The 24,734-nt window shown below is 73.2% G+C and carries 17 protein-coding genes; 5 read left to right on the top strand and 12 right to left on the bottom strand.

The window, feature by feature from the left end; translation table 11 throughout:
- Window position 1: 1 nt before the first annotated feature.
- Together ACFYXA_RS09370 and ACFYXA_RS09365 are read left to right on the top strand one after the other, a co-directional pair.
- On the top strand, window positions 2–424 hold the full coding sequence (locus tag ACFYXA_RS09370) for a nuclear transport factor 2 family protein (protein WP_389030127.1): 423 nt from the start codon (window positions 2–4) through the stop codon (window positions 422–424).
- A 31-nt stretch (window positions 425–455) separates the two neighbouring features.
- Entirely contained in the window at window positions 456–1,157 is a 702-nt protein-coding gene (locus ACFYXA_RS09365) for an alpha/beta hydrolase (RefSeq protein WP_352248713.1), read from the top strand.
- 109 nt (window positions 1,158–1,266) lie between these two features.
- Here ACFYXA_RS09365 and ACFYXA_RS09360 read toward each other — a convergent pair whose 3' ends face one another.
- On the bottom strand, window positions 1,267–2,778 hold the full coding sequence (locus tag ACFYXA_RS09360) for a glycoside hydrolase family 43 protein (RefSeq protein WP_352248710.1): 1,512 nt from the start codon (window positions 2,776–2,778) through the stop codon (window positions 1,267–1,269).
- A 195-nt stretch (window positions 2,779–2,973) separates the two neighbouring features.
- Window positions 2,974–3,591 carry a TetR-like C-terminal domain-containing protein gene (locus tag ACFYXA_RS09355; RefSeq protein ID WP_389030122.1) on the bottom strand — a complete coding sequence of 206 codons (618 nt, stop codon included), beginning with the start codon at window positions 3,589–3,591 and terminating at the stop codon, window positions 2,974–2,976.
- A 66-nt stretch (window positions 3,592–3,657) separates the two neighbouring features.
- Here ACFYXA_RS09355 and ACFYXA_RS09350 point away from each other — a divergent pair, with 66 nt between their 5' ends.
- Entirely contained in the window at window positions 3,658–4,998 is a 1,341-nt protein-coding gene (locus ACFYXA_RS09350) for an alpha/beta hydrolase (RefSeq protein ID WP_389030119.1), read from the top strand.
- A gap of 11 nt (window positions 4,999–5,009) precedes the next feature.
- On the opposite strand, the gene ACFYXA_RS09345 is transcribed toward ACFYXA_RS09350, so the two are convergent.
- The 8 genes from ACFYXA_RS09345 to ACFYXA_RS09310 form a co-directional block, all read right to left on the bottom strand.
- Window positions 5,010–7,493, bottom strand: a complete 2,484-nt coding sequence (locus ACFYXA_RS09345; protein WP_352248704.1) for a SpoIIE family protein phosphatase — start codon at window positions 7,491–7,493, stop codon at window positions 5,010–5,012.
- 405 nt (window positions 7,494–7,898) lie between these two features.
- Window positions 7,899–8,996: an endo-1,4-beta-xylanase gene (locus ACFYXA_RS09340; RefSeq protein ID WP_389030115.1), complete on the bottom strand. Its 1,098-nt coding sequence runs from the start codon at window positions 8,994–8,996 to the stop codon at window positions 7,899–7,901.
- A gap of 70 nt (window positions 8,997–9,066) precedes the next feature.
- A complete protein-coding gene (locus ACFYXA_RS09335; protein WP_389030112.1) occupies window positions 9,067–10,725 on the bottom strand; it encodes a glycoside hydrolase 43 family protein in 1,659 nt (552 codons plus the stop codon).
- 326 nt (window positions 10,726–11,051) lie between these two features.
- Window positions 11,052–12,269 (bottom strand): ABC transporter substrate-binding protein, encoded by a 1,218-nt coding sequence (locus ACFYXA_RS09330; RefSeq protein ID WP_389030109.1) that lies wholly within the window; start codon window positions 12,267–12,269, stop codon window positions 11,052–11,054.
- Window positions 12,266–13,171: a hypothetical protein gene (locus ACFYXA_RS09325; protein ID WP_389030106.1), complete on the bottom strand. Its 906-nt coding sequence runs from the start codon at window positions 13,169–13,171 to the stop codon at window positions 12,266–12,268. The genes ACFYXA_RS09330 and ACFYXA_RS09325 overlap by 4 nt, the downstream gene beginning before the upstream one ends.
- Window positions 13,168–14,727 (bottom strand): VWA domain-containing protein, encoded by a 1,560-nt coding sequence (locus tag ACFYXA_RS09320; protein WP_389030103.1) that lies wholly within the window; start codon window positions 14,725–14,727, stop codon window positions 13,168–13,170. The genes ACFYXA_RS09325 and ACFYXA_RS09320 overlap by 4 nt, the downstream gene beginning before the upstream one ends.
- Window positions 14,728–14,865: 138 nt before the next feature.
- Window positions 14,866–17,172, bottom strand: coding sequence for a tetratricopeptide repeat protein (locus ACFYXA_RS09315; RefSeq protein WP_389030100.1), 2,307 nt, complete (start codon window positions 17,170–17,172; stop codon window positions 14,866–14,868).
- Complete coding sequence (locus ACFYXA_RS09310; RefSeq protein ID WP_389030097.1) at window positions 17,169–18,881, bottom strand: trypsin-like serine peptidase; 1,713 nt, start codon at window positions 18,879–18,881, stop codon at window positions 17,169–17,171. Before ACFYXA_RS09310 ends, ACFYXA_RS09315 begins: the two co-directional genes overlap by 4 nt.
- Before the next feature lie 97 nt (window positions 18,882–18,978).
- On the opposite strand from ACFYXA_RS09310, the gene ACFYXA_RS09305 reads away from it, so the two are divergent.
- Window positions 18,979–19,278 carry a trypco2 family protein gene (locus ACFYXA_RS09305; protein WP_389030094.1) on the top strand — a complete coding sequence of 100 codons (300 nt, stop codon included), beginning with the start codon at window positions 18,979–18,981 and terminating at the stop codon, window positions 19,276–19,278.
- A gap of 354 nt (window positions 19,279–19,632) precedes the next feature.
- Here the strand turns inward: ACFYXA_RS09305 and ACFYXA_RS09300 are convergent, their stop codons facing one another.
- Entirely contained in the window at window positions 19,633–21,684 is a 2,052-nt protein-coding gene (locus tag ACFYXA_RS09300) for an NAD(+) synthase (RefSeq protein WP_389030091.1), read from the bottom strand.
- Window positions 21,685–21,949: 265 nt separating this feature from the next.
- Between ACFYXA_RS09300 and ACFYXA_RS09295 the strand changes: the two genes are divergently transcribed.
- Window positions 21,950–23,776 (top strand): glycoside hydrolase family 15 protein, encoded by a 1,827-nt coding sequence (locus ACFYXA_RS09295; RefSeq protein WP_389030088.1) that lies wholly within the window; start codon window positions 21,950–21,952, stop codon window positions 23,774–23,776.
- A gap of 87 nt (window positions 23,777–23,863) precedes the next feature.
- On the opposite strand, the gene ACFYXA_RS09290 is transcribed toward ACFYXA_RS09295, so the two are convergent.
- Window positions 23,864–24,625 carry a hypothetical protein gene (locus tag ACFYXA_RS09290; protein ID WP_352248684.1) on the bottom strand — a complete coding sequence of 254 codons (762 nt, stop codon included), beginning with the start codon at window positions 24,623–24,625 and terminating at the stop codon, window positions 23,864–23,866.
- Window positions 24,626–24,734: the final 109 nt, after the last annotated feature.

Raw genomic sequence — 24,734 nt, 5'->3', positions numbered from 1 at the left:
CATGACGCACGACAGCACCGACTTCGCCGCCTCCACCGCCCCCGCCGACGTCGTCCGCCGCCAGTACCTGGCCTCGGCGGCCGGTGACCTGGCGGCCCTGCGGGCCACGCTCGCCCCCGACGTCGAGTGGACGGAGATGGCCGGCTTCCCGCTCGCCGGCACCTACCGCACGCCCGAAGGCGTCACGTCCAACATGATGGAGAAGCTCGGCCAGGACTGGGACGGCTGGACCGCCCACGACGACACCTACGTCGTCGACGGCGAGAACGTCGTCGTCCTCGCCCGCTACACCGCCGTCAACAAGGCCACGGGCAAGCCTGTCGACGTCCGCGTCGCCCATCACTTCGTCGTCCGCGGCGGACTCATCGTCCGCTTCGAGCAGTTCGTCGACACCGCGCTCGTCCGCGACGCGACGACCGGCTGAACCGACCGCACCACCCCCGAGGACACCCCTGATGAATCCCACCGTCGTGCTCGTGCACGGTGCCATGCACACCCCCTGGATCTTCGACCCGCTGCGTGAGCGGCTCACCGCCCGCGGCATCCCCTCCCGTGCCGTCCGGCTGCCCAGCAGCGACCCCGACAGCGCCGCCGCGCAGGGTCTCACCGAAGACGTCGACGTGGTCCGCACGGAGATCGCGGCCGTCGGCGGACCCGTCGTGCTCGCCGCCCACTCCTACGGCGGCGTCCCCGCCACCTGGGCCGCGGCCGAGGCCGAGGCCCAGGTGGCCGAACTGGTCTACCTGGCCGCCTTCGCGCTGGAGGCGGGCACCTCGATGACGGAGTGGATGGGCGGCGACTTCCCGCCGACCTGGATCCGCTCGCCCGACGGGCTCGCCGTCAAGGCGGGAGACGCCGAGGAGTCCATCTTCAGCGGCGTGGACCCGGCCCTGACCGCGCAGGCCGTCGAACGCCTCAACTGGCAGGGCGTGCGCGCCTTCACCGAGAAGCTGGGCGCCGCGCCGACCGGCGTTCCCGTGTCGTACGTCGTCGCCACCGAGGACCGGGCGCTGCCGCCCGCCGTCCAGGAAGGGTGGGCCGCCCGCGCCGCCCACGTACTGCGCGTCCCCTCCGGGCACTCCCCGCACCTCTCCCACGCCGACGACGTCGCCGGCTTTCTCGCGGAAGCGGTCGCACGGGCTGCCGCCCGGGAGTGAACACGCCGGGCCGGCCGGCTGCCGGACCGGTCGGGCCGGGCGGTGCCCCGGGCGTCACACGGCGCCCGGGGTCTTCCAGCGGTCTTGCGGAGGGGCGCGCGATGTCGGTTCAGGGGGCGAGCGGCTCGTAGTCGAACCAGTCGAAGTGGACCGTGCCGGCCGCCGCGTACAGGCCGATGACCCGGCCGGTGAACCCGCCGGCCACCTCCGTCGACAGATAGCGGCCGTCGAGGGAGGCGAGCGCGGTGAACGAGCCGTCCGGTTCCTCGACGCCGAACATGACGGTGTCCGGTCCGGTGCGGGGGCCGCGCGGGGCGCTCTCCTCGACGCGGACGCCGAGGACCACCGGGCCCGCGGGGACGGTCCGGGACGCGACGACGACGCTCAGCGGGCCGATGCGGCTGAGCACCCGCACCTCCCCTTCGCCCGCCTCGATCTCGTAGTGGTGCTCCTCGTCCAGCCGTACGGCGAGCCCGCCGCGCCCCTCCGCCGGGTCGATCAGGGTGCGCGCGGCGCACGCGGGGTGCTGCTGGCGTCGGCCGGCGAACACGACGTCCGGCTCGTCCAGACCCTCACCGCGGGCGCTCATCGTCAGCCAGCCGGAGCGCTCCTTGAGCGTGCAGTGCGCCGGCGGGCGGTCGCGCACCGAGATCCACTGCGGCCGCAGCTCACCGAGGTCGAAGTCGTCCCGCACCGCCTCGACGGGGCCGGGGACGAGGGGCCAGGCGGGAGCGGGCAGGCCGAGCGGCACCTCGTCGACGACGGGCCAGTCGTCCACCCAGCGCACCGGCGCGAGGAACGTCTCACGGCCCAGCACATGCCAGCCCGGGGTGCCGCCGCCCGCCCGCACACCGAGCAGCAGCATCCACCACGAGCCGTCGGGACCCTGGACCAGGTCGGCGTGGCCGGTGTTCTGGACGGGGTGGTCGGTGCCGCGGTGGGTGAGCACCGGGTTGTCCGGGCACGGCTCGAACGGCCCGTTCGGGGTGCGCCCGCGGGCGACGGACACGCCGTGGCAGCGCTCGGTGCCGCCCTCGGCGATGAGCAGGTACCAGTAGTCGCCGACCCGGTACAGGTGCGGCGCCTCCGGGGCCTTGGCGCCGGGGTTCGCGGACCACAGGGCGCGCGGCGGCCCGAACGTCTCACCGGTGTACGGGTCGATGCGGACCTGCGACACCCCGGCGACCGTGCACCAGCAGGTGCCGTCCTCGTCCCAGGCGAGGTCCGGGTCGATGCCGGGCACGCCCGGCAGCCGGACGGGATCGGACCACGGCCCGGCGGGGTCCGTCGCGGTGAACAGCATGTTGCCGCCGCCCTCGGCGACGTTGGTGACGATCAGCCAGAAGCGTCCGTCGTGATGGCGCAGCGTGGGCGCGTAGACGCCGCCGGAGGACGGTGTGCCGGCGGTCAGCCGGAGCTGGCCCGGCCGGTCGAGGGCGTTGCCGATCTGCGTCCAGTGCACCAGGTCCCGGCTGTGGAAGACGGGGACGCCGGGGAAGTACTCGAAGCTGGAGCAGACGACGTAGTAGTCGTCCCCCACACGGCAGACGCTGGGGTCCGGGTGGAAGCCGGGGATCACGGGGTTCACCACGACGTCGTCCCGCCGCTGGTCACTTGACACTCGGTCAGTTCCTTTCCCTCACACGGCAACGAGTCGAAGCGCTTCACATCACTCGGCCGCGAACGCTAATGACAAGTGCCGCGCAGAACAAGAGGGAGGGGAGAGCAGAGCGGCAACGAAACTTTCCTGGCGTGGCGTTGCCGATGGCTCACGGCGTGAATGACGGCGTCGAAGCGCTTCGACGAACGTTCTTGCTCAGGGAGCGAGTTCGGCCCGGCGCAGGCGAGGGAACGCCTCGGGGCTCGCCCACCCGCGCAGGGTGGCGTGAACAGCCGCCCGGAAGGCGCCCTCCGCCGTGGGGCCGTCGAACGCTCCGGCCAGTTCCAGCGTCACCGCGCCGTGCAGGGTGACCCACAGGGACAGCGCGATCGACGTCGCTTCCCCCGCGAGGGCGCCACTCGTCACGGCACGCTCGATCGCCGCGACGAGCGGCCCGACGGGGTCCCGGGCGCCGACCTCGCCCGACGGGTCGAAGGTCTGCGCCCCTCCGAACAGCACCGTGTACAGGTGTCGGTTCCCGCGGCCCCATCGCCGGTACGCGACGGCCAGGGCGCGGAGGTCGGCGAGGGGATCGTCGGAGGCCGGCACCGCCGACACCTCCTGGTGCAGACCGTCGACAGCCCGGTCGCGGACCGCTCGGAACAGTCCGTCCTTGCCGCCGAACAAGGAGTACACCGCCGTCGTCGACGCCTCGGCGGCCGCCGCCACGGCGCGGACCGTGACCGATTCACGTGGACCCGTGGCCAGCAATCGGGTCGCACACGCCACGAGCCGCTCTCCGACCGCCTCGTCGTTCGTTCTCGGTCTGGCCATGTCGAGGAGCCTACCGCTTCTGATAACGTCGTTTCAGAACACTGTTCTGAAACCGGGGGTTCCTTCATGGCCGCTTTCGCCGTCCGCCTTGCCCGCTTCACCGGCCGCTTACTGCTGACGCTCACCGCCACAGCGGCGCTGACCGTCGTCTTCCTCTTGGTGCTCGTCCTCACGGACGGGGAGGCGCGGGGGCTGGCCGCCTGGCTGACGACCCTGGGAACCGGTTGCGCCGCCGCCCTCTGGCGGAGCAGGCGCCGCACCCGCGCGGCCCGAATGGTGCCGTTCGTGCCGGTGGCCCTCGCGGCGGCGCTGACGGCCACGGTCTGCGTCCCGACCGTTCCCACGACCCGGCAGTACCCGCCCGCCCTGCCCTTCGTGGCCACCCAGCACTGGAGCCTGAGCACGGGCAGCACGGTCGCGGTGTACCACTACCCGCCCGCACCGTCCGCCGTCCGGCACCCGATCCCGCTCGTGTACCTCCACGGGGGGCCGGTCCGCGGCATATCGGTGCTCGACCACGGCTTCCTGCGACTGCTGGCGCGTCGGGGCCACGACGTCTACGCCTACGAACAGGCCGGCGGCGGGCGCAGCGACCTGCTCCCGATGGAGCAGTACACGATCTCCAGGTCGGTACGCGATCTCGGTGCCTTCCTCCAACGGCTGGGCCGGGGCGAGGGCCAGGCCGACGTGCTCGGCTTCTCGGCCGGCGGGGTGGTGCTCACCCGGGCCCTGGCCGACCCCGCCGTCGCCCCACGACTGCACCGGGCGGTCATCGCCGAGCCCGGCCCGATGGACGGCCCGACGGCCAGGATCAGCGGACACCGGGGGCGCCCCTCGGCACGCGGCCTCACGCCGGCCGCGGCCGGACCACGATCGACGCACACCCCCCGGTACGCGGTCGCGTTCGGGCTCATGCGGCTCGGCCTCCTCACCCCGGGCACCGGGCTGATCGGACAGGCCGAGGGCGTCAACGCGTTCAAGGCCGCCGACCTCGGCAGCGACACGGCGTCCGCCTACTGCGCGCGCGACGCGCACCGCATCCCCTCCGAGGACTCGGCGCGCAACTTCACCTTCAGTGCCGCCGCCAGCCTCCGCGTCCAGCAGACGGTGAGGGACTCGCCGTCCCTCGCACCGCAGTTGAGGCGTTCGAAGACGCCCGCCATGCTGATGATCGCCGAGTGTTCCTCTCAGCTCCGCCAGTGGGCGACCGCCGTCCTGGCCGGCGATCCGGCCGTCCGGCGCACGCAGTACATGCCCGGAGTGGGGCACCACATGTGGAACGGCCTGGCCGGCAACGACGACCGTGCCGCCGCCGTCGTCACCGCGTTCCTCCGGGACGAGCGGGCGCCCCTGCCTGACTACCCCACGCGCGAGGGGATCGCCGCCTTCCTGCGGGACCGCAGGTGACGCTCGAAGTCTCATCCCGGCAAGGGAAGTTCCGCCCAGATCGTCTTGCCCGTCGGGGTCTGGCGGCTGCCCCAGCGTTCGGCCAGTTGGGCCACGAGGAGCAGTCCGCGTCCGCCCTCGTCGAAGGTGCGGGCGCGGCGCAGGTGCGGGGCGGTGCTGCTGCCGTCCGAGACCTCGCAGATCAGCGCGTCGCCCCGGATGAGGCGCAACTGGATGGGGTCGTGGCCGTAGCGGATGGCGTTGGTGACCAGCTCGCTGACGATCAGTTCGGTGGCGAAGGCCGGCTCGTCCAGCCCCCAGGCGGCCAGCTGGTCGTTCGCCATCCGGCGGGCCCCGGCGACGGCCGCCGGCTCCGAGGGCAGCCGCCATGTGTGCACCTGGTCGGCGCCGAGCGCCCGCGTGCGGGCCAGGATCAGCACGACGTCGTCGGCGGGAGCGGCGGGCATCACCTTGCGCACCACCCGGTCGCAGGTCTCCTCCAGGTCGGGTCCCGTGCAGCTCAACGCGTCCCGCAGCAGCCCGAGTCCGACGTCGATGTCCCGCTCGGCGGCCTCGATCAGACCGTCGGTGTACAGGGCGAGCAGGCTGCCCTCCTCCAGGTCGACCTCGGCGGCCTCGAACGGCAGGCCGCCGAGGCCCAGCGGCGGCCCCGCGGGCACGTCCAGGAACCGTACGGCTCCCTCGGGGGTCACCAGCGCGGGCGGCGGATGTCCGGCCCGGGCCAGCTGGCACCGGCGGAACACCGGGTCGTAGACGGCGTACAGACAGGTGGCGCCGACCTCGCCGGAGCCCTCCTCGGTCCGCTCCCGCGCGTCCGGCCCCTCCTCCCTGTCCAGGCGGATGACGAGGTCGTCGAGGTGGGTGAGCAGCTCGTCCGGGGCGAGGTCGACGTCGGCGAGCGTGTGGACGGCGGTGCGCAGCCGGCCCATCGTGGCCGAGGCGTGGATGCCGTGGCCCACCACGTCGCCCACCACCAGCGCGACCCGCCCCCCGGACAGGGAGATCGCGTCGAACCAGTCGCCGCCGACGCCGCTCGCGGAACCGGCCGGCAGATAGCGGTAGGCGACGTCCACCGCCGCCAGGGACGGCAGCCGCTCGGGCAGCAGGCTGCGCTGGAGCGCCAGCGCGGTCCGGCGCTGGTGGGTGTAGCGGCGGGCGTTGTCGACGCTCACGGCCGCCCGCGCCGCGATCTCCTCGGCCAGCAGCAGATCGTCGTCGCCGAAGGCCTCCGGTGTGCGGTGCCGCACCAGGTGGACCAGGCCCAGGGTGACCCCGCGGGCGCGCAGCGGCACCAGCAGGATCGAGTGCATCGCGTGCCGCCGCGCCGTGGCGGCACGGTCCGGGGAGCTCGCCAGCCACGAGCGCAGTGCCGGGTCGCCGACCCGGTGCCGGGTGCCCTGTCCGCTGAGCAGCGCCCGGGCCGGCGGGGAGTCCGGTGGATAGATGCCCGTTCCCGCCACCGGGAGCACGGCCTCCGGGCAGCCGGGAAGCACCGACTTCTGCGCGGAGCGGCGGAAGGTGACGGGCGCGCCGGGCGACAGCGGCTCCGGCTCGTCCCCGCGGACGACGGACTCCAGCAGGTCGACGGTGACGAAGTCGGCGAACCCGGTGACGGCCACCTCGGCCAGTTCCTCGGCGGTCCGGGTGACGTCGAGGGTCCTGCCGATGCTCAGACTGGCGTCGTTCAGCACCTCCAGGCGACGCCGGGACCAGTAGTGCTCGGTGGTGTCGACGACCAGCGCCGACAGACCCCGTACCGTGCCGCTCTCGTCCTTCACGGGGGTGAGGAACAGCGACCAGGCGTGGTCGTGGACCTCGCCGAGGGCCCGGCCGGGCTGCTCCTCACGGTAGACGGCCTCACCGGTGCGCAGGACCTGCCGCTGGAGACGGTCGGTCTCGCTGTGGGACGGCTGGATCTCGCGCAGGGTGCGGTCCCGCATCTCCTCCTGCGTCAGGCCCATGGCCCGGCTCATCGTCTGGTTGCAGGCGACGAACCGCGCCTCGTCGTCGTAGACGGCCACGGGCAGCGGCAGCTGCGCGAGCGCCCGCTCCCACAGCAGTGCCGCGCCCTCGTCGGCCGGCCCGGCCGGGTAGGTCACGGGCGCATCGGTGACGAGCCACAGGGGCCTCGGGCCGGCGTCCGTCAGCGGTGTGCCGCTCAGCTGCACGGTGATGCGGTCGCCGTCCCGGCAGCGCAACGAGACCTCGCTCGTCCACGGCTCACCGCCCGCGATGTGGCTGCGGGTGGAGAGGGGCAGGTCGGCGGCGAGCAGTTCGGCGACGGGCCTGCCCACGGCCTCGCGGGCCGCGAAGCCCAGCAGGGACTCGGCCCCGGCGCTCCACACCATGACCCGTGCCGCCGCGTCGACGACGACCGCGAAGTCCCCGGGCACGACCGGGTCCCCGGCGGTCGCGGTCACACCGGACGCGCCGTCCACCGGCCCCGGAGCTTCCACGGGGTCGTCCGCAGGGATCTCGGGATCCACAGGGTCCATACGATCCACCCGTCGCCGCAGTGACCCGCGCGCCCCGCACCGCGCGTCACGGGCACCACGGTCGGCGTCCCGCCGCACGGCACCGCACGGGCCATTGCTTCCAGCATCCCGCCGCACCGCACACCGCTCAACCGGCCCGGCCCCCGGGGCGCGGCGGGGGCGCGCTTCAGCCGTCCGAGGGCTCGCCCTCGCGCCGCCGGGGCCGCGCCGGCGCGGTCAGGGCGACGACGGCCGCGACCATGGCGATCAGCATGATGACGGCCATGGGCAGGGAGCTGCCCTCCCCGTACAGGCCGACCAGCGGTGAGGCGAGCGCACCGCAGAGGAACTGCAGTGCGCCCAGGACGGCGGAGGCGGCGGGAGAACTCCTCGCGGGCCCCGCCCATCGACCCGCGAGGACGGGCTCTAGCGGCGGACGGCGGAGCCGCCCATCGCCGTCAGGACGGCCTGGTAGGCGGCCTTCTTGTTGCCGTTGTTGTCGAACAGCAGCGGGTTCTGGCCCGTCCGCCAGGAGTCGCTGTCCCGGATGCCCCACACGGTGACGCCGGTGCAGCGGGACACGTTCAGACACGCCCGCACGCTGTTCGCGTAGGCGCCCGCCGGCGCCTGGGCGATGTCGAGTTCGGTGATCTGCACGTCGACGCCGAGCGCGGCGAAGCTGGACAGCGTCGTCTGGAAGCTCGCCGGCGGCCCGCCCGTGCCGAAGTGGGCCTGGAAGCCGACGCAGTCGATGGGGACGCCGCGCGCCTTGAAGTCGCGCACCATGCGGTAGACGCCCTGGGTCTTGGCGTCGCTCCAGTTCTCGATGTTGTAGTCGTTGTAGCAGAGCTTGACCGACGGGTCGGCCGAGCGGGCGGCGCGGAACGCCTCCTCGACGAACCCGGTGCCCAGCACCCTGCGGAAGACCGAGTCGCGCAGCTGGCCGCTGCCGCCGTCGGCGAACGCCTCGTTGACCACGTCCCAGGCGTACAGCTTGCCCCGGTAGCGGGACATCACCGTGTTGATGTGGTTGTTCATCACGCTCCGCAGCGTGCCCGCGTCGTTGATGCCGCCGACCCAGCCGGGCAGTTGGGAGTGCCAGACGAGCGTGTGGCCGCGTACGCGCTGACCGCGCCCGAGGGCCCGGTTGACGATCTGGTCGGCGGGGCCGAAGCTGAACGAGCCGCGGGAGCGTTCCGTGGCGTCCCACTTCAGCTCGTTCTCCGGGGTGACGGAGTTGAACTCGCGGTCGAGGATGCCGGTGTACTGCCCGTTGCCGAGCTTCCCGGCGGCCACCGCCGTCCCGAAGTAGCGCCCCGTCTGGGCCGCCTGGGCCCCCAGGGTGCTCGCCTTTACGGCGGGCGCGGCGGGCGCGGCGGGCGCGGCGGACCGCGCCGGGGCCGCCTGCGCCGCCGCCGGCGCGAGGGCCGCCGTCCCGGTGGCCAGCAGTGCCGAGGCGACGAGTACGACTGACGCGGGTGTGCGGCGCCGGGCCGGTCGCCGTGCGGGCTCGAAGGGATCCATGTCTCTCCTCGTACGGTCGAGTGCGGGTGGATGTGCGCGTGCGGGTGGAAGACGGTGCCGAGCGCGGCGCTCAGGGCGTGGACAGCTCGAACCGCGTCACGCGGACCGAGCCGCCGAGCGCCTGCGTCGCGTGGTTGAAGAGGGCGAACCGGTAGCCCATGAAGAAGCGCCAGTCGTTGCCCATCGTGAAAGCGGGGCCCAGCCGGGTGAAGTTGACGCCGTCGGTGCTGTAGGAGAAGGTCCCGGGCCGGGAGGAGCCGGGGCGGATGTCGGCGGTCGCCCGCAGCCATATGCGGCCGCCGCCCGGCGCGTTGACGCCCGCCCGCTCGGTTCCCTTGCCGGTGGTGTTCCAACTGCCGTCCATGGTCAGCCCGTCCACCATGACCAGCCGGGTCGTGCCCCCGGCGCGCTTGAGCCCGATCCACGCCGAGGAGTCCCGGAGCAGGGCGAGGCCGGCCCGGTCGCCGTCCCGCATCGCCGAGTGGTCGAGCTGGACCGTCGCGGTGGACGTGGGTCCCTGGATGCGGTGGGTGAGGGTGTTGCGGGCCCAGTACAGGTCGTCGGTGACGGTGGCGGTGCGCAGGGTCAGGCCGTTGTTCACGGACCACTTGCCGTTGTCCGGGTTGTGGTTCCACTCCCACCTCGGCTTGAGGGCCGTCCCGTCGAAGGTGTCGACGCCGGTCAGGGGGGTGACTTGGCGGGGCGGCGCCGGCACGGCCGGGGCGGGGTAGGACGCGCCCCAGGCGCCGTTCACGAGCTGGAGGGCGGGCCAGCCGTCCGAGGTCCAGGTGACCGGGGCCAGCGCGGGCATCCGGCCGCCCGGATAGGCGTCGACGAAGGCCATGTAGTACCAGGCCCCGCCCTGCGTCCGCACCAGCCCGCCCTGGTGCGGGACGCCCCCGCCGGGGATCGGCCCGGGCAGGTTCAGCAGGACCTGCCGCATCGTGTACGGGCCGAAGGGGCCGCTGGTCGACCTCAGGATGTACTGGCCGTTGGCGGGGCGGGTCAGGAAGATGTAGTAGCTGCCATTGATCTTGTAGAAGCGGGAGCCCTCCAGGGTGCCGACGCTGGACGGCGTGGTGAACACCTGCTGCGACCGCACCTGGCTGCGGCCGTCGGCGGAGAGCTGGGCCACGCTGATGGTGCTGTTGCCGTAGGAGACGTACATCGTGTCGTCGTCGTCCACCAGCAGACCCGCGTCGTAGTAGGCGGTGCCGAGCATCGCGTGCCGGGTCCACGGGCCCTCGGCGGCGGTCGCGGTGTAGATGTAGGTCCGGGCGAAGTCGATCTGGCCCAGCCAGTAGAACGTCCTGTTGCTCGGGCGGTACGCCAGCGACGACGCCCAGATGCCCCGGACGTAGCCGCGCCCGCCGTTCAGGTCGTACTTGGAGCCGAAGTCGAGGACGGGCACCGAGTGGCCGGCGATCTCCCAGTTCACCAGGTCGTACGAGCGCAGGACCGGCGCGCCGGGGGAGTAGTGCATCGTGGAGGCGGAGAGGTAGTAGGTGTCGCCGACGCGGATGACGTCGACGTCCGCGAAGTCCTGCCAGATCACCGGGTTGGCGAAGGACGCCGCTGCCGCGCCCGCCGTGGGTCCCGGCGGGGCCGCGGGCAGGGCGCCGCCGGGGGCGCCGCTCGCGATGCCGGGAGGCAACAGGGCGCCGACGGCCAGGCCGGCGGTGCCGGCGAGGGCCGCACGGCGACCGATTGCGTGATCTGTCCATGTCATAACGATCGCCGACCTTCCGGAAACTGGACTGCCGAGGGGGCGGGCGGGCCGCGGCCAGGCGAGGGCGACGTGTTGTGAGGGAGGGACTGCGGATGCTGCGGGGCCTGGTCGGAGCCTCGTGCACAGTTCCGACGTTCAGTATTTCGAACGCCGATTGTTCCTCTGAACGTCTTGGATGATAGGAAAGCCTGACGCGGCGTCAATATCTCTCGCAGCATTCGATGTGAACGCCGCAAGTTTTCGGTGCCTGCCCGCGCGAAAGCCCGGACCGGGCCTCACGCCTCGGACGTCGTCGTGGCTGAGCGCGGGGCCCTGTTCGACGCCGCTCAGCCCCCGCACACCGGAAGCGTCGGGCGGCGGCCGTCGTTCAGCGCCTGCAGAGACCGCAGTTGGGCCTCAAGCCCCTCCGGGGCGACGAGGAAGCGCAGCACCGCCTGGTGGAAGGCGTTGCGCAGCACCGGGGGCATGGTGTCCGAGGCGTCCCAGCACAGCCGTCGCTGCGAGCCGCGCAGGATCGCGCCGATCTTCCGCTTCACCGGGTCCCCGTGGCCGTCCGGCGCGGCGGCCTTCCGGTTGGCCGTGTAGTCGGGCAGTTCGGTGCCGGGGTCGGCCAGGAACCGGATCAGCTTGCGCGCCTCGTCGGTCGCGTTCAGCATCGTCGCCAGGTCACCCGAGACCTCCCATTGGGCGGAGTCCGGGCGGGCGCCGGGGATCACCTCGGCGGAGTGGACGAAGTCGCCGGCGACGCGCTTCCAGTGGGCGTCGCGGAACGAGCCCTGGTGCTCCAGGTTCTGCCGGGGGCAGTCCCCGCCGTACTCGCCCTCCAGCACTCGCTCGACGCGGCCCCTGGAGCCCGCGCCCACCATGTCGCCCCAAGTCCGCCACGCCCTCCGCACCCGGGGGTCCGTCCACGCCAGGCCACCGCTCGCCCACTGCGCGTAGACCTGCGGGCCGGCCTGCTGGAGGAGGATGTCCTCCACCCAGTCGGTGCCCGGCCAGCCGGAGGTCGCGCCGGACGCCATGGCCAGGCACCAGCCGTCCGGGTCGCCGGCCAGAGCGGTGAGTCCGCCCCGCTGCACGTCCCCCGCGTGCCACACCATGCTCTTCAGCCCGGTCTTCACGGGCAGCCAGTACGTGCGCTCCCGGCCGTCCGCGCCGGCCACCTTCGGCATCCAGACCCGGTCGTAGGCCCCGGCCTCGAACAGGCCGTCCAGCGGGACGAGCCGGCCCTCGGCCGCGTACGCCACCAGCTCGCCCGGTCCGGGCAGCACCGCCACGTCGGGCTGCGTGCCGGCCGCGAGATCGGCGGCCAGCACCTGGCTCAGAGCGGAGCTGCCCTGGTAGACGACGTCAATGTGGTACTGCTCCTCGAACCGCTTCACGGCCGACTCGAACTGCGCCCGCTCGTCGCCGCTCCAGTTGGCCAGCACGGTGACCGACCCCGTCCACTCCCGGGCCCAGCGCACCCCCGCCACCACGCCCGCCGCGAGCAGCGTCAGGCAGAGGACGAGGACGACGAGCGGCCGGCGTCGCGGGTGGCTCATCGCGGCCCCCTGAACCGGTACTCGGCGATACGCGGCCACAGCCCGGCCACCGTCAACGCCATCAGCGCCACCCCTGCGACCAGCACCCATTCGGACAGCGACGCCCACAGGCCCGCGTCGGCGAGATTGCGCCGCACGTCCGCACCGGCCTGCGGGATCTCCGGCGCCGGCCGGGGCGTGCGCAGCTCGGCCACGGAATCGGCCATCGCCGAGTGCGCCCGCACGGTGAACCAGCCGAGCGTCGCCACCCCGCCCGCGCACAGCACGGTCGCCGCCAGCAGCGGAGGGTGCACGGCGTCGCGGAACCGCCGCCGCGCGTACCACTGCGCCTCCACCAGCGCCGCGCACCACGCCAGGCTCAGCACCGCCACGGCGCCCCAGCCCAGCCACAGCGGCCAGGGGAACGACGCCTGCTTCCCGGCGACCGCCAACTGCTGGGCCCGCAGCTCGTCGAGGCGCTCGACGATGTCGTCCCGGCCCTGCCGCGCGTAGTCCAGATAGGCTCCGCGCAGCGACGGGTCCGCCTCGCGGCCGGCCCGCTCCACCCAGGACGAGTACACGGTGATCAGCCCGGTGACGGTCTGCAGCGTGTGACGGTCCGCCAGCCCGGTGACGTCCTCCGACGCCGCGACGGCGATGCTCTGGTGGGCGACCGAGATCTGGGTGTGGAACTCACCCGTCGTGTCACCCGCAGGCCCGCTTCCGTCGACGGCCGCGTGCGCTCGTCGCAGCGCGTTCTTCGCGGTGTCCACGGCCAGGATCCCCGGCGTGCTGGACGACGCCAGCGGCACCGTGTCGTCGTGGACGCCCCGGTAGGAGCCGAACAGGACGAGGGTGGTCACGGCCCCGAGGGACAGCAGCAGCCACAGCCGCCGCACCAGATCCCGCCGTGTGGTGCTCACGGCCGCCCCCGCAGAGCCGCGCTGCACGATGTGCAGAAGTTCCCCGTGGCGTCCGTGGGGTTACGGCAGTTCGGGCAGTTCGCCGGGGCCGTGGCGGGCACGGCGTCCCGCACGTCGTCGGTGGAGATCGCGCTGCCGGCGGGCGCCGACCCGTCGGCCGGCCCGGGGGTGTACGTACTGCGCGCGCTTCCGATGAGCGCGTGCTCGAAGTCGACGGCCGCCACTCCGGGACGGAGCCTGACCCGCCCCTCCTCGACGCCGTCGAGGTCCACGAGAGGTTCCAGCCAGTCCAGCGGCTCGCCGGGGCCGATGCCGCGGGCGAGACGCACGGCCGTGCCCAAGTGCCGTTCCGCCGCCTCGCGCAGGCCGCCGCGGTGGGCGTCGGTGGCGGCCCGGACGGCATCGGCGACCATGCGGTGCAGTTCGAAGTGCTCGACGTGGACGTCGCTGTGCCCGGACAGCGCCGCGTCGTCGGTCCAGTGCACCACGCACGGCAGAGGCGGCGTCACGTCCACGCCGTCGCCCCCGGGCACGTCGACGGACACCACCGCGAGCTGCAGATCCTCCCCGCGGGGCCGCCCCGCCGGGTCGGCGGCCAGACACAGGTGGTAGCGGCGGGCCTCGTCGCCCCACGCCCGGGTCACGAACCGCAGCGTCCCGTCCGGGCCGGACCCGACGGGGGCGAGATCCCTCCGGGTCGGGAAGACCTGCTTGAGATAGCGCACCTTCGCACCCGGCACGGGCCGCACCGAGACGACCACCTCGGGGATGCTCTTCACGAGCAGACGGCGCATCAGCCGCTCGTACTCGTGGGGCAGTTCCGCCGCCTCCCGCACCGCCGATGCCTGCCCGTGCAACCGGCCGGTGATCCGCAGGAGTTCACGGGCGTCCCAGCCGTCGCCGATCCCCCAGGCATCGCACACGAACCGTCCGGCGCAGGCGTCCAGCACGTCCGTCAGGGGCATCGCCCCGTCGTGCTGGTTCTTGCCGTCCGTGACCAGCAGGACATGTCCGATCGGGGCGTCGGCCCGCGCCAGCAGCCGCCGGGCCAGGTCGAGCCAGCTGCCGAAACAGGTGCCGCCTCCCGCGACGAGCCGGTGCACGGCCGCCTCCGCCGCCGCGCGCTGCCGTGGGTCCGCCCGGACCATCGCCGGGGCTGCCGGATAGATCATGTCCGCGGACCGGGTGCCCTGGACCACCGCGAAAGGGGTGCCGTCCGGCAGCATCCGCAGCGCCGCCACGGCCGCCTGGTGGGCCGCCCGCAGCTTCTCCTGCGGGTAGCCCATCGAACCGGAGCAGTCCAGGACCAGGACCTGCGCGAGCGCGGGGCGTGCACCGCCGCCGCTCCGCGTGCCGTGCGCCTCGACGCTCAGGATGGCGTGCATCTGCGGGTCGGGAGACTCGGCGGACAGGTACTTCCACTGACTGACGTCGAGGACGACCGTCGCGTTCCCGGCCGGACCGCCGCCCTTCGCACGTACGCCGTCCGCGTCCTCGTAGGCATCCGACGGCGTGCCGGCGTCGGTGTCCTGGTTCACCTGTGCGTCTTCGTTCACGGCTGCGACCCCCGTGTCCCGTGTGCGTCCCTGTGTCCTCGGTGCTCGTCCTCGGTGCTCGTCGGCGGTGCTCGTCCTCGTGCGCGTTCTCGTCCGCCGGCCTCGAGCGTTCCCTCCGCCCGGCGGCGGCCGGGCGGGTCAGGCGCGTTCGCGCAACGCGTGTCGCCACCCCCGCAGCAGCTCCCGCCAGCCCGCCGCCGGGGGGAGGACCGCGTACGCCCGGTCGAGCAGGTCGCCGCGCTCGGAGGCGCTGCCGGCCTGGTCCGCGAGCCGTTTCAGCGAGCGGGACAGCAGAGTGCTCAGCGCGCTCGGAGTGTCCGTCCGTCCGAACCGTTCGCCGGCCGGGAAACCGGGCCCCCAGCCCTCGGGCGGGCGGCCGGCCCACGCGTGCTCGCGCACCTCGGTGACCAGCCGGTCCCACGCCCCGCTGCCGACGAGATGATGCCCGGACCTCCCGAGCAGCGCCAACCTGCTGTCAGCATCGGCCAGTTGCTCCACGGTGGGGCCTGCGCCCCCCAGCCGGCCGGTGAGCACCCTGATCGCCGCGATGCGCGCGGTGTCGTAGTGCCGTGACGTCGTCGGCACCTCGTCGAGCACCGCGACGGCACGCGCCCGCTGGCCCCGGCGCAGATGCAGCCGGGCCAGCCCGAACGCCGCGCTGCCCTGCGTCCGGTCCCGCCGCCAGACCGCCTCGTAGTAGGCCTCGGTCTGATCCTCCGCCGCACCCCGGGACTCGGCGCAGTAGCCCAGGGCCAGTTTCGGCGCGGACTCCCCGGGTAGTGCGGCGTAAGCGGCTTCGAACTCCCTCTCAGCCCGCTCGACATGATGTGCCGTCAGCAAGGTCAGGCCCCGGTGCCAGGAGATCCGCCAGTCGTACGCGCCGCTGCGCTCGCGGGCCCGGTCGAGCCACTGTGCGGCCTGTTCGGCGTCCCCGGCGTCGAGGTAGGCGCGGCACAGCCACAACGAGGTCTCCACCGTGGCCAACGACGAGTCCCGGACGGCCCGTTCCGCGATCCGCTGCGGATCGCCGGACACCAGGCCGAGCAGCAGGGCGGCGGCGTCGTGCGGGTCGGGGACCGGCCGGGGCAGGGCCTTCGCGGTGTCCGCGGGAGCGGGCGCGTCGATGGGCAGCTCCGGCGGCGCGCCGTCGGCGCGCCCGGTCCAGTGGTCGAGCGAGGCCACCGTGCCGAGCGCCGCGCCGAACACCGCCGCCGTCGGCTCGAACCGGGTGGAGCGCTCCGGGTACGGCTCGTGTCCGCTGAGCGCCAGGTGCTCGCGCAGCACCTCCCACAGCTGGCGGGACATCTCCGCCGCGGAGGTGAACCGGGCCTCCGGGTCTGTGTGGGTGGCCCGTGCGATCAGCGCCGCGAAGGAGCGGGCCGCCTGCCCGGTGGCCGGCTCGACGCGGGTGGCGAGGGTGGCCAGGGTGCGGCCGACGGTGAACAGGTCGCTGTCGACGTGGAAGCCTCGCCGGTCGCGTTCCCGCTTCGGCGGCGCGTAGTTGGCCGTGCAGACCAGGGCCGAGGAGCGGTCGTCTGCACGGCGGATGGCACCGAGGTCGATGACCTTGATGTCGCGCCCGTAGTGGATGACGTTGTCGGGCTTCATGTCGCAGTACAGCAGCCCCTGTTGGTGCAGGTACTGGAGCGCGCCGAGGATCTTGCAGCCGTAGGTGATCACATGGCCGATGCCGAAGGCCCCGCCGAACAGACGCGTCAGCTCCCCCTCGCCGGCGCGACGGATCCAGTCGAGCGACCGTCCGCCGACGTACTCCATCACGATGTAGCCGGTGGGCTCCGGCTCGCCGGGCGACCGGTGCTGCACATACGTGACGATGCGCACGATGTCCCGGTGGTGGAGCGTGGTGAGCGAGCGGCGCTCCTCCACGGCCGACCGGCGGGCGATCGCGTCACCGGTGTTGATCAGTCCCTTGAGGACGACGTGGAGGCCGGGCACCCGGGTGTCCTCCGCCAGGTAGACCCAGCCGAGGCCGCCCGCCGCGAGGTAGCCGAGCACCCGGTAGTGGCCGCCGACGTGGTCGCCGGGTTTCAGCCTCGGCTCGAAGGAGTACTCCCGGCCGCACCGGGGGCAGTAACCGTGGGCGAGGGCGGGACCTCCCGGATACGCGAGCCCGATGGTGCCGGAGCAGTTGTCGACGCCGCAGCGCCGGCCGTCGGAGGGCGGGGTCGCGGTGGTGGTGACGGCATCCGTGGCGTCGGGTATGGGGATGTCCGGCAGGACGAGGAGACCGTCGTTGTCGAGTTCGACGGCGGCCGCTCCCGCGGCCCGGTGCGCGGGAGCGGCGGGTTCCACGACGGGCCGCGCGGGCGGGTCGGGGACGGGGGGCCGCCGGTGGCAGCTGTCGCAGAAGCCGGTCACCATGATGCGGCCGCCGGCGCACCCGGGTCTCGGGCACGGCGTGCGGGAGGTCGTCGGGACCGTCATGACGCCGGCGCACCCCCCTGCCGTCCGCGTGCGATCGCGCGCTCGACAGCGCCGATGTACTCCGCCACGGCGGCCTCTGCGGCCCGGACGTCACAGGGCCTGGACCGGAGCAGCGTCTGCGCGTGGAGCCGGACGGCGTCCAGGTCCGCATCGTCCTCCGTGCCTCGTGCGGCGGTCGCGTGCAGGACCTGATAGGCGCGCATCCGTCCGTTCAGCTCGTCCAGCAGGTCGCTGAGACGGTCGAGCGTGCCGAGGATGCCGGTCAGCCGCCCGGCCAGCTCCGTGGCGCGGTGCTCGTACCGGGCGCGTTCCAGCCGAGGGCGGTCCCACGGGGCGGCCGCGTTCCCCGCCCTGATGGCGGCCAGTGTCAGATAGGCCCGCACCAGGTACCCGCTGACGGCGTCGGACTCCTCCGCCAGCACTCTCGCCCTGCGGCGGCTCAGGGCCTGGGCCAGCGATTCGGTCGCATGCCTCAGCTGCGCCACGGCGTCGCCGTCCGGCCGCGGTTCCGGTTCGTCGACCAGTTCCCGCCGGGCCCGCCGGCAGAGGACGCCGTTGTGGCGGAACACCAGCAGCAGCCGGTTGCCGGCGGCGTACAGCGTCTTCAGCAGTTCCAGCAGGTCGGGCGGGTCCTCGGCTTCGTCGACGCCGACGACGACCAGGGTGAGGACGTCGCCCGCCTCCCTGATCCGCTCGACCACCGACTCGGCCGGGTGCTGCCACACGCCCATGCGCTTGAGGATCCGCTCCCCGACCTCGGCGGAGGTGCGCCCTGTCGCGTCCACGGCCAGATCGTGGTCGCCGGCCGAGGGGATCGTGTCGGGCGGGTCGCCGGAGACCCTGTCGACCGAGGCCGCGGTGCGCAGCTCCCGGTCGGCCAGGGTGATGGCACGGCGCAGGGTGGCGTCGCGCACCTTGTCGTCCTCGTGGACGACGCTGATCTTCACGCGGCTGCCGTCGTCCCGGAGCCACCGGGCGAGGCGCTGGGCGAACTTCCGGTCGAAGCTCTGCGCCGCGTCCTCGAGCGTCGACCTGAGACGGTCGTCGACCGCTTCCCTGCCCTCGACCCGGTCGGCGAGCTGAGGAAGGTGGCGGACGATGGTCTCGGCCGGGCTCATGAAGGAGAACCCGTTTCCGTGCTCGTCCCGCACGCTGCTGAGGAGCATCCCGATGACCTTGCCGGTCCGGACGTCCATCACGCCGGAGCCGCTGCACCCCGGGCTGGCGACCTCGCCGCCCGTGAGCGGGCGCAACTGGACCTGTCCGTCGCGCCCGCAGGCGCCGAGGACGGTCGCCCCGAACCAGATGCCACCGTTGTGCCCGACCGGGAAGCCGTACGTCTGCACCTCGCGGTGGGACGCGGCGACCCGGTGAAGGCGCGTCGTCTCGTGGTCCGGCCTGGGCTGGTCGAGCCTCAGCAGCGCCACATCGCCGCTGGGGTCGCCGTCGGCGTCCCACCGGCCGGGCACATAGGCGTCCTCGTCGACTCCGGCGGCCACCGAGGGCACCTCGCCACCGGACGCCGCGCCGACGAACTCCGCGGTGTATCGCGCGTGTCTGTCCTTCGCCACATGGGCGCAGGTCAGCACCCGGTCGGGGCTCAGCAGGATTCCGGTGCCGGTGATCTCCCCGTCCGCACGCCGAATGCGAACCGCCCAGAGGGGCGTGCGGATTGACGAACCATCATCGACTCCCCCGTCGACCGTCATAGCACGACTATACGAGCGGGTGGTCCTGGCGCATACTGGGGCGACACGAGATCAACAGGTCTACTGGGGAGGCATGTTGACGAACGGGCCGGGCTTCGTGGGGCTGACCGAGGTGATCAGCCAGATCAGGGGCGAACTGGAGCGGGCCCGCGACGAGGCGCAGGGCCGCGATCTCGGCTTCACCGTGGAGAACGTGAGCCTGACGTTCACCGTCCAGGTCCACCAGTCAGGCACCGGTCGCGGCGGCGTCCACATCGGCGTCGTGACGGCCGAACTCGGCGGAACGATTGACCGTCAGACGACCCATCAGGTCCAGGTCGACCTGAAACCCGAGACACGGTCGGGCGGCCGGGTCTCGGTAAGCCGCCAGGGGGAGCCGAGCGCACAGCGGGGGTGACGGTGAGCGGGGGAGCGAAGCCCAGGGGGAGTGCCCCCGGCCTCCCGCTCCCGGCCTCGGGCATCACCCCGGCCCCCGGTCGCCAGGTCCGACCCTCGGCCCCAACCCTCGGCCCCGATCCCGGCCCAGGGCGCGACCCCGGCTCCGATTCCGGGCCCCGATTCCCGGCCCACCCGGTCACAGCGCGGGTGACCGGGTGGGCCGGGGAGTGGAGCCCAGGGGGTGTGCCCCCGGCCTCCCGCTCCCGGCCTCGGGCGCCACCCCGGCCCCGGCCCCGGGTCCGATCCTCGGCCCCGATCCCCAGGTCCGAACCTCGGGCCCCGATCCCCGGCCCGGCCTCCGGACCCCCGTCGGCTACTCGCCGCTCGTCTTCGGTACATCCCAGCGCGCCAGGTCCCTCAGCCAGGTTCGGGCCGTCGTGTCGGACGGGGCTCGCCAGTCGCCGCGGGGGGAGAGGGAGCCGCCGGCCGCCACCTTCGGGCCGTTCGGCATGGCGGAGCGCTTGAACTGGGCGAAGCCGAAGAAGCGGTGGCAGAAGTACTCCAGCCAGCGCCAGATCTCCGGCAGCTCGTACGCCGTCCGCTCGTTCTCCGGGAACCCGGGCGGCCACGCGCCCGCGTCCTTCTCACGCCACGCGTGCCAGGCCAGGAAGCCGATCTTCGACGGGCGGAAGCCGTAGCGCAGCACGTGGAAGAGGGTGAAGTCGTGCAGCGCGTACGGGCCGATCTTCGACTCGGTGGACTGCAGCTCCTCGCCCGGCACCAGCTCCGGGCTGATCTCGGTGTCGAGGATCGCGGTCAGCGTGTCGTTGGTCTCCTCGTCGAACTGCCCGCTGCTCACGACCCAGCGGATCAGATGCTGGATCAGCGTCTTCGGCACACCGGAGTTGACGTTGTAGTGGCTCATCTGGTCGCCGACGCCGTACGTGCACCAGCCGAGCGCCAGCTCGGACAGGTCGCCGGTGCCGAGCACGATCCCGCCGCGCTGGTTGGCCAGCCGGAAGAGGTAGTCGGTGCGCAGTCCCGCCTGCACGTTCTCGAACGTCACGTCATACACCGGCTCGCCCGAGGAGAAGGGGTGGCCCATCTCCTGGAGCATGAGCCGGGCCGTCGGCGTGATGTCCAGCTCCGCCGCGGTCACGCCCAGCGCGCGCATCAGCTTGTGGGCGTTGCCCTTGGTGTGCTCGCCGGTGGCGAAACCGGGCAGCGTGAAGGCCAGGATGTCGCTGCGGGGGCGTCCGGCGCGGTCCATGGCCCGGGCGGCGACGATCAGCGCGTGCGTGGAGTCGAGACCGCCCGACACACCGATGACGACCTTCGGCCCGCCGATCGCCGCAAGCCGCTGCTGCAACCCCGCGACCTGGATGTTGTACGCCTCGTAGCAGTCCTGCGCGAGCCGCTCGGGGTCGGCCGGCACGAACGGGAACCGCTCCACCCGCCGGCGCAGCCCGAGGTCGGTCCTGGGGGCGTCGAGGCGGAACGGCACCTGCCGGAAGCCGCCGGTGCGCGCGGCGTGCACCCGGCGGTTGTCGTCGAACGTGCCCATCCGGTGGCGTTCCTGCCGCAGCAGGTCGAGGTCCACGTCGGCCACCGCGTACTGGTCGTCCTGCGGGAAACGGTCCGTCTCGGCGAGCAGCACGCCGTTCTCGTAGATCATGGTCTGGCCGTCCCAGGACAGGTCCGTGGTCGACTCGCCGAGACCGGCCGCCGCGTAGACGTACGCGGCGAGGCAGCGGGAGGACGCCGAGCGGCACAGCAGCTTGCGGTCCTCGGCCCGCCCGACGGTGATCGGGCTGCCGGACAGGTTGAGCAGGACGGTCGCCCCGGCCAGCGCCGCCTCCGCGCTCGGCGGCACCGGCACCCACATGTCCTCGCAGATCTCGGCGTGCAGCACCAGACCGGGTACGTCCTCGGCCGCGAACAGCAGGTCCGGGCCGAACGGCACGCTCGCGCCGCCGAGAACGATCGTCCCGCCGCGCTCGTCGTCGCCGGCGGCGATCTGGCGCTTCTCGTAGAACTCCCGGTAGTTCGGCAGGTACGACTTGGGCGCGACGCCGAGGATCCGGCCCCGGTGCACGATCACCGCGCAGTTGTAGATCCGGTGGCGGTGGCGCAGCGGCGCGCCGACCACGAGCACCGGCAGCAGGTCCGCCGAGCCGGCCACCACCGCCAGGAGCGCTTCCTCGACCTCGTCGAGCAGGGCGTCCTGGAGGAGCAGGTCCTCGATCGAGTAGCCGCACAGGCCCAGCTCCGGGAAGAGGGCGACCGCGACCCCCTCCTCCGAGCACCGGCGTGCCTGCCGCAGGACCGCCTCGGCGTTGGCGTTCGGCTCGGCGATGGCCGCGTGGCCGGTGCACGCGGCGACACGCGCGAAGCCGTGTTCGTAGATCGACCCGAAGTTGCTCATGCAAGTTCCCTTTCCCGGCACAGCTCTCTCAAGAAGATCCCGGTCCCATTGTGATCAGCGTGTGATGCGGCGGCCCGAGGGGTCCACGTCGATCTTCATGCGCCGAGCCTAGACGGCGGCGCCGGTGTCGTCGTCACGCGGTCGGCGTAACCCCTGTGGTGGCCGGTCCGCGGCGGCCGGAGGGTCGGGAGCAGGCCGGTGCAAAGGACCCCGCCGGAGTCCCGGGAGCGGCAGGTGCACAACCCTGAGGGCCGGAGGGAGCACGATGCGACGACGCTATCCACCCATCGGGGACCACGGGCTGGTCGGCGATCTCCAGACGGCGGCCCTGGTCTCCTCCGAGGGCGTGGTCGACTGGTTCTGCGCCCCGCGCTTCGACTCGCCGAGCCTCTTCGCCGCACTGCTGGACCACGACCGCGGCGGCCACTTCGCCGTCACCGTCGACGGCGACGACGTCACCACCCGCCAGCTCTACCTGGCCGACACCGCCGTACTCGTCACCCGTTTCCTCACCCCGGGCGGGGTGGGCGAGGTCATCGACTTCATGCCGGTCGACCGGCCGGAGACCGCCACCGACCGGCGCACGCTCGTCCGGATCATGCGGGTCACCCGCGGCCGGATCCGCTGCACGCTGAGCTGCCGCCCCCGCTTCGACTACGCCCGCGCAGGCCACCGCCTCGACCTGCGCCCGGACACCGCACTCTTCTCCGGCCCCGGCGCCGACGCGTACCTCCGGACCGCCGGGCCGATCACCCTCGAAGCGGACGGCGACGACGTACGGGCCGCCGTCGAGCTCGGACACGGCGAGCGGGCCGCCGTCGTCCTCACCGTCGGCGCGGCCGGGACGCCGCCGCCCGCCGCGCCCACCGCCGACAGCCTGCGGGAGGAGTTCGACGCGACCCGCGGATACTGGTACCGCTGGGTCCGCCGCAGCCGCTACCGGGGCCGCTGGCAGGACATGGTCCACCGCTCCGCCATCACCCTCAAGCTCCTCACGTACGCCCCCACCGGCGCACCCGTCGCGGCGGCGACGGCGGGCCTGCCCGAACAGCCGGGCGGCGAACGCAACTGGGACTACCGCTACACCTGGGTGCGGGACGCCTCCCTGTCGATGCGGGCCCTGCTCGGCCTGGGCTTCACCGACGAGGCGCAGGCCTTCCGCCGCTGGCTCGGCGCACGGCTCCAGGAGGGCCGCACGGTCACCGGCGAACCTCTCCAGATCATGTACCGGGTCGACGGCGACCCCCGTCTCGCCGAGGAGACCCTCGATCATCTGGAGGGCTACCGCGGCTCGTCCCCCGTCCGCATCGGCAACAACGCAGCCGGGCAGCTCCAACTGGACATCTACGGCGAGGCCGTCCACGCCCTGTCCGGCGCCGACGACATCGCGCACATCGCGGGCTACGACGGCTGGCTGGCCCTGTCCGGCCTGCTGGACTGGCTGACGCGGAACTGGGACCGGCCCGACGAGGGCATCTGGGAGACGCGGGGCGGCCGGCAGGACTTCACCTACAGCCGTCTGATGTGCTGGACGGCGTTCAACCGCGGCATCCGCCTCGCCCGGGACTTCGCCCGCCCCGCCGACCTCGCCGGCTGGACCGCCGCCCGCGACGCCGTCCTCCACCAGGTCATGGACCGCGGGTGGAGCGCAAGCCGCGGGGCGTTCGTCCAGCACTACGGCACCGAGGTACTGGACGCCTCGCTGCTGCTCATGCCGGCGGTCGGTTTCGTCGCCCCGCGTGACCCGCGCTGGCTGTCCACCCTGGACGCCATGGAGGCCGACCTGGTCTCCGACAGCCTCGTCTACCGCTACGACCCGGCCGCCTCGCCCGACGGCCTGCGCGGCGGCGAGGGCACCTTCTCACTGTGCAGCTTCCTCTACGTGGACGCGCTCGCCCGCTCCGGACGCGTGGACACGGCACGGTACGCCTTCGACAAGATGCTCACCTACGCCAACCATGTCGGGCTGTTCGCCGAGGAGATCGGCGTGACGGGTGAGCAACTCGGCAACTTCCCGCAGGCGTTCACCCACCTGGCGCTGATCGGGGCCGCCCTCGCCCTCGACGAGGAGCTGGACCGGGCGGAACGCTGAACCCGCCCGGTCCGGGACGCTGTTCAGGCGTGGCTCGCACCGGACCCGTCAAGCCCGCCGGGCTCGTCAGGCCCGCCCGTCAGGCCCTTACAGCTCATCGCGTTCGTCGTGTTCGTCGTCGAGGTCGAACATGTCGCTGTACACGTCGCCCACGTACGCGTCGCCCGGCTGTACGGCCTCTTCCGTCCCGGGGCCCGGCTCGTCCATGAACCGCACGGAGGGCCCGCCGAACGGGCGCCGCAGCACGCCCCTCGCCCGGTACAGGGGCGTCAGGTCGCCCTGCGAGAGGATGCGGGTGCTGACGCCGGACCCGCCGGCCCACTCGAGGCGGGCCCTGGCCGTCAGGGCGTCCCAGCCGAGCGCCGTCGCGTCCGCGGTGGTCCGCAGCCGGGCGCTGTCGGTGCGGGAGTCGGAGATCAGCACCGTGGCCCACCCCGCGTGCACCACCTCGGTGACCACGGCGTGGCGAGCCGGCCACTTCTTCTCCCGGCGCCGCGCCTTCATCGCCTCCTCGATCTCGCCGATGTTCTCGACCTCCTCGGACCAGCAGTCGACGGCCCTGAAGAGCACCGCGCCGGCCCTGGTGAACCGCACGTCGATGCCGCCGCCCGCGGTGACGCCCGGAGCGCCGCCCGCCGCCGTGCCGGCCGACGACACGTCGACGGCTCCCTCGGACCGGTGCTCGTAGAGCGGGCTGGCGCCGGGACGCACACGCGGCTGCCACCCGATGCCCCACTCCTCCAGGGACGCCTTCCGCTCGAACTGCCCACCGCGGAACACGCCGATGTCACCGAGCCGCACCTCGCTGTCGGGAAACCAGGCGGCCTGAAAACCGAAAGCCCTGCGCAATTCGCGCACATATCCCTTGTGTTTGTGCATCACATCCCCCGATCGCACGGGACCCTTTGGAATCCCGGTGAGTGTGGAGTCGAATGGAGTGGAACGTGCCGACGCGCCG

This window comes from Streptomyces sp. NPDC002566, from assembly GCF_042889585.1.
Classification (GTDB): Bacteria; Actinomycetota; Actinomycetes; order Streptomycetales; family Streptomycetaceae; genus Streptomyces.
Note: the sequence above shows the minus strand (reverse complement) of the source record. Positions and strands in the feature narration are given on the sequence as shown.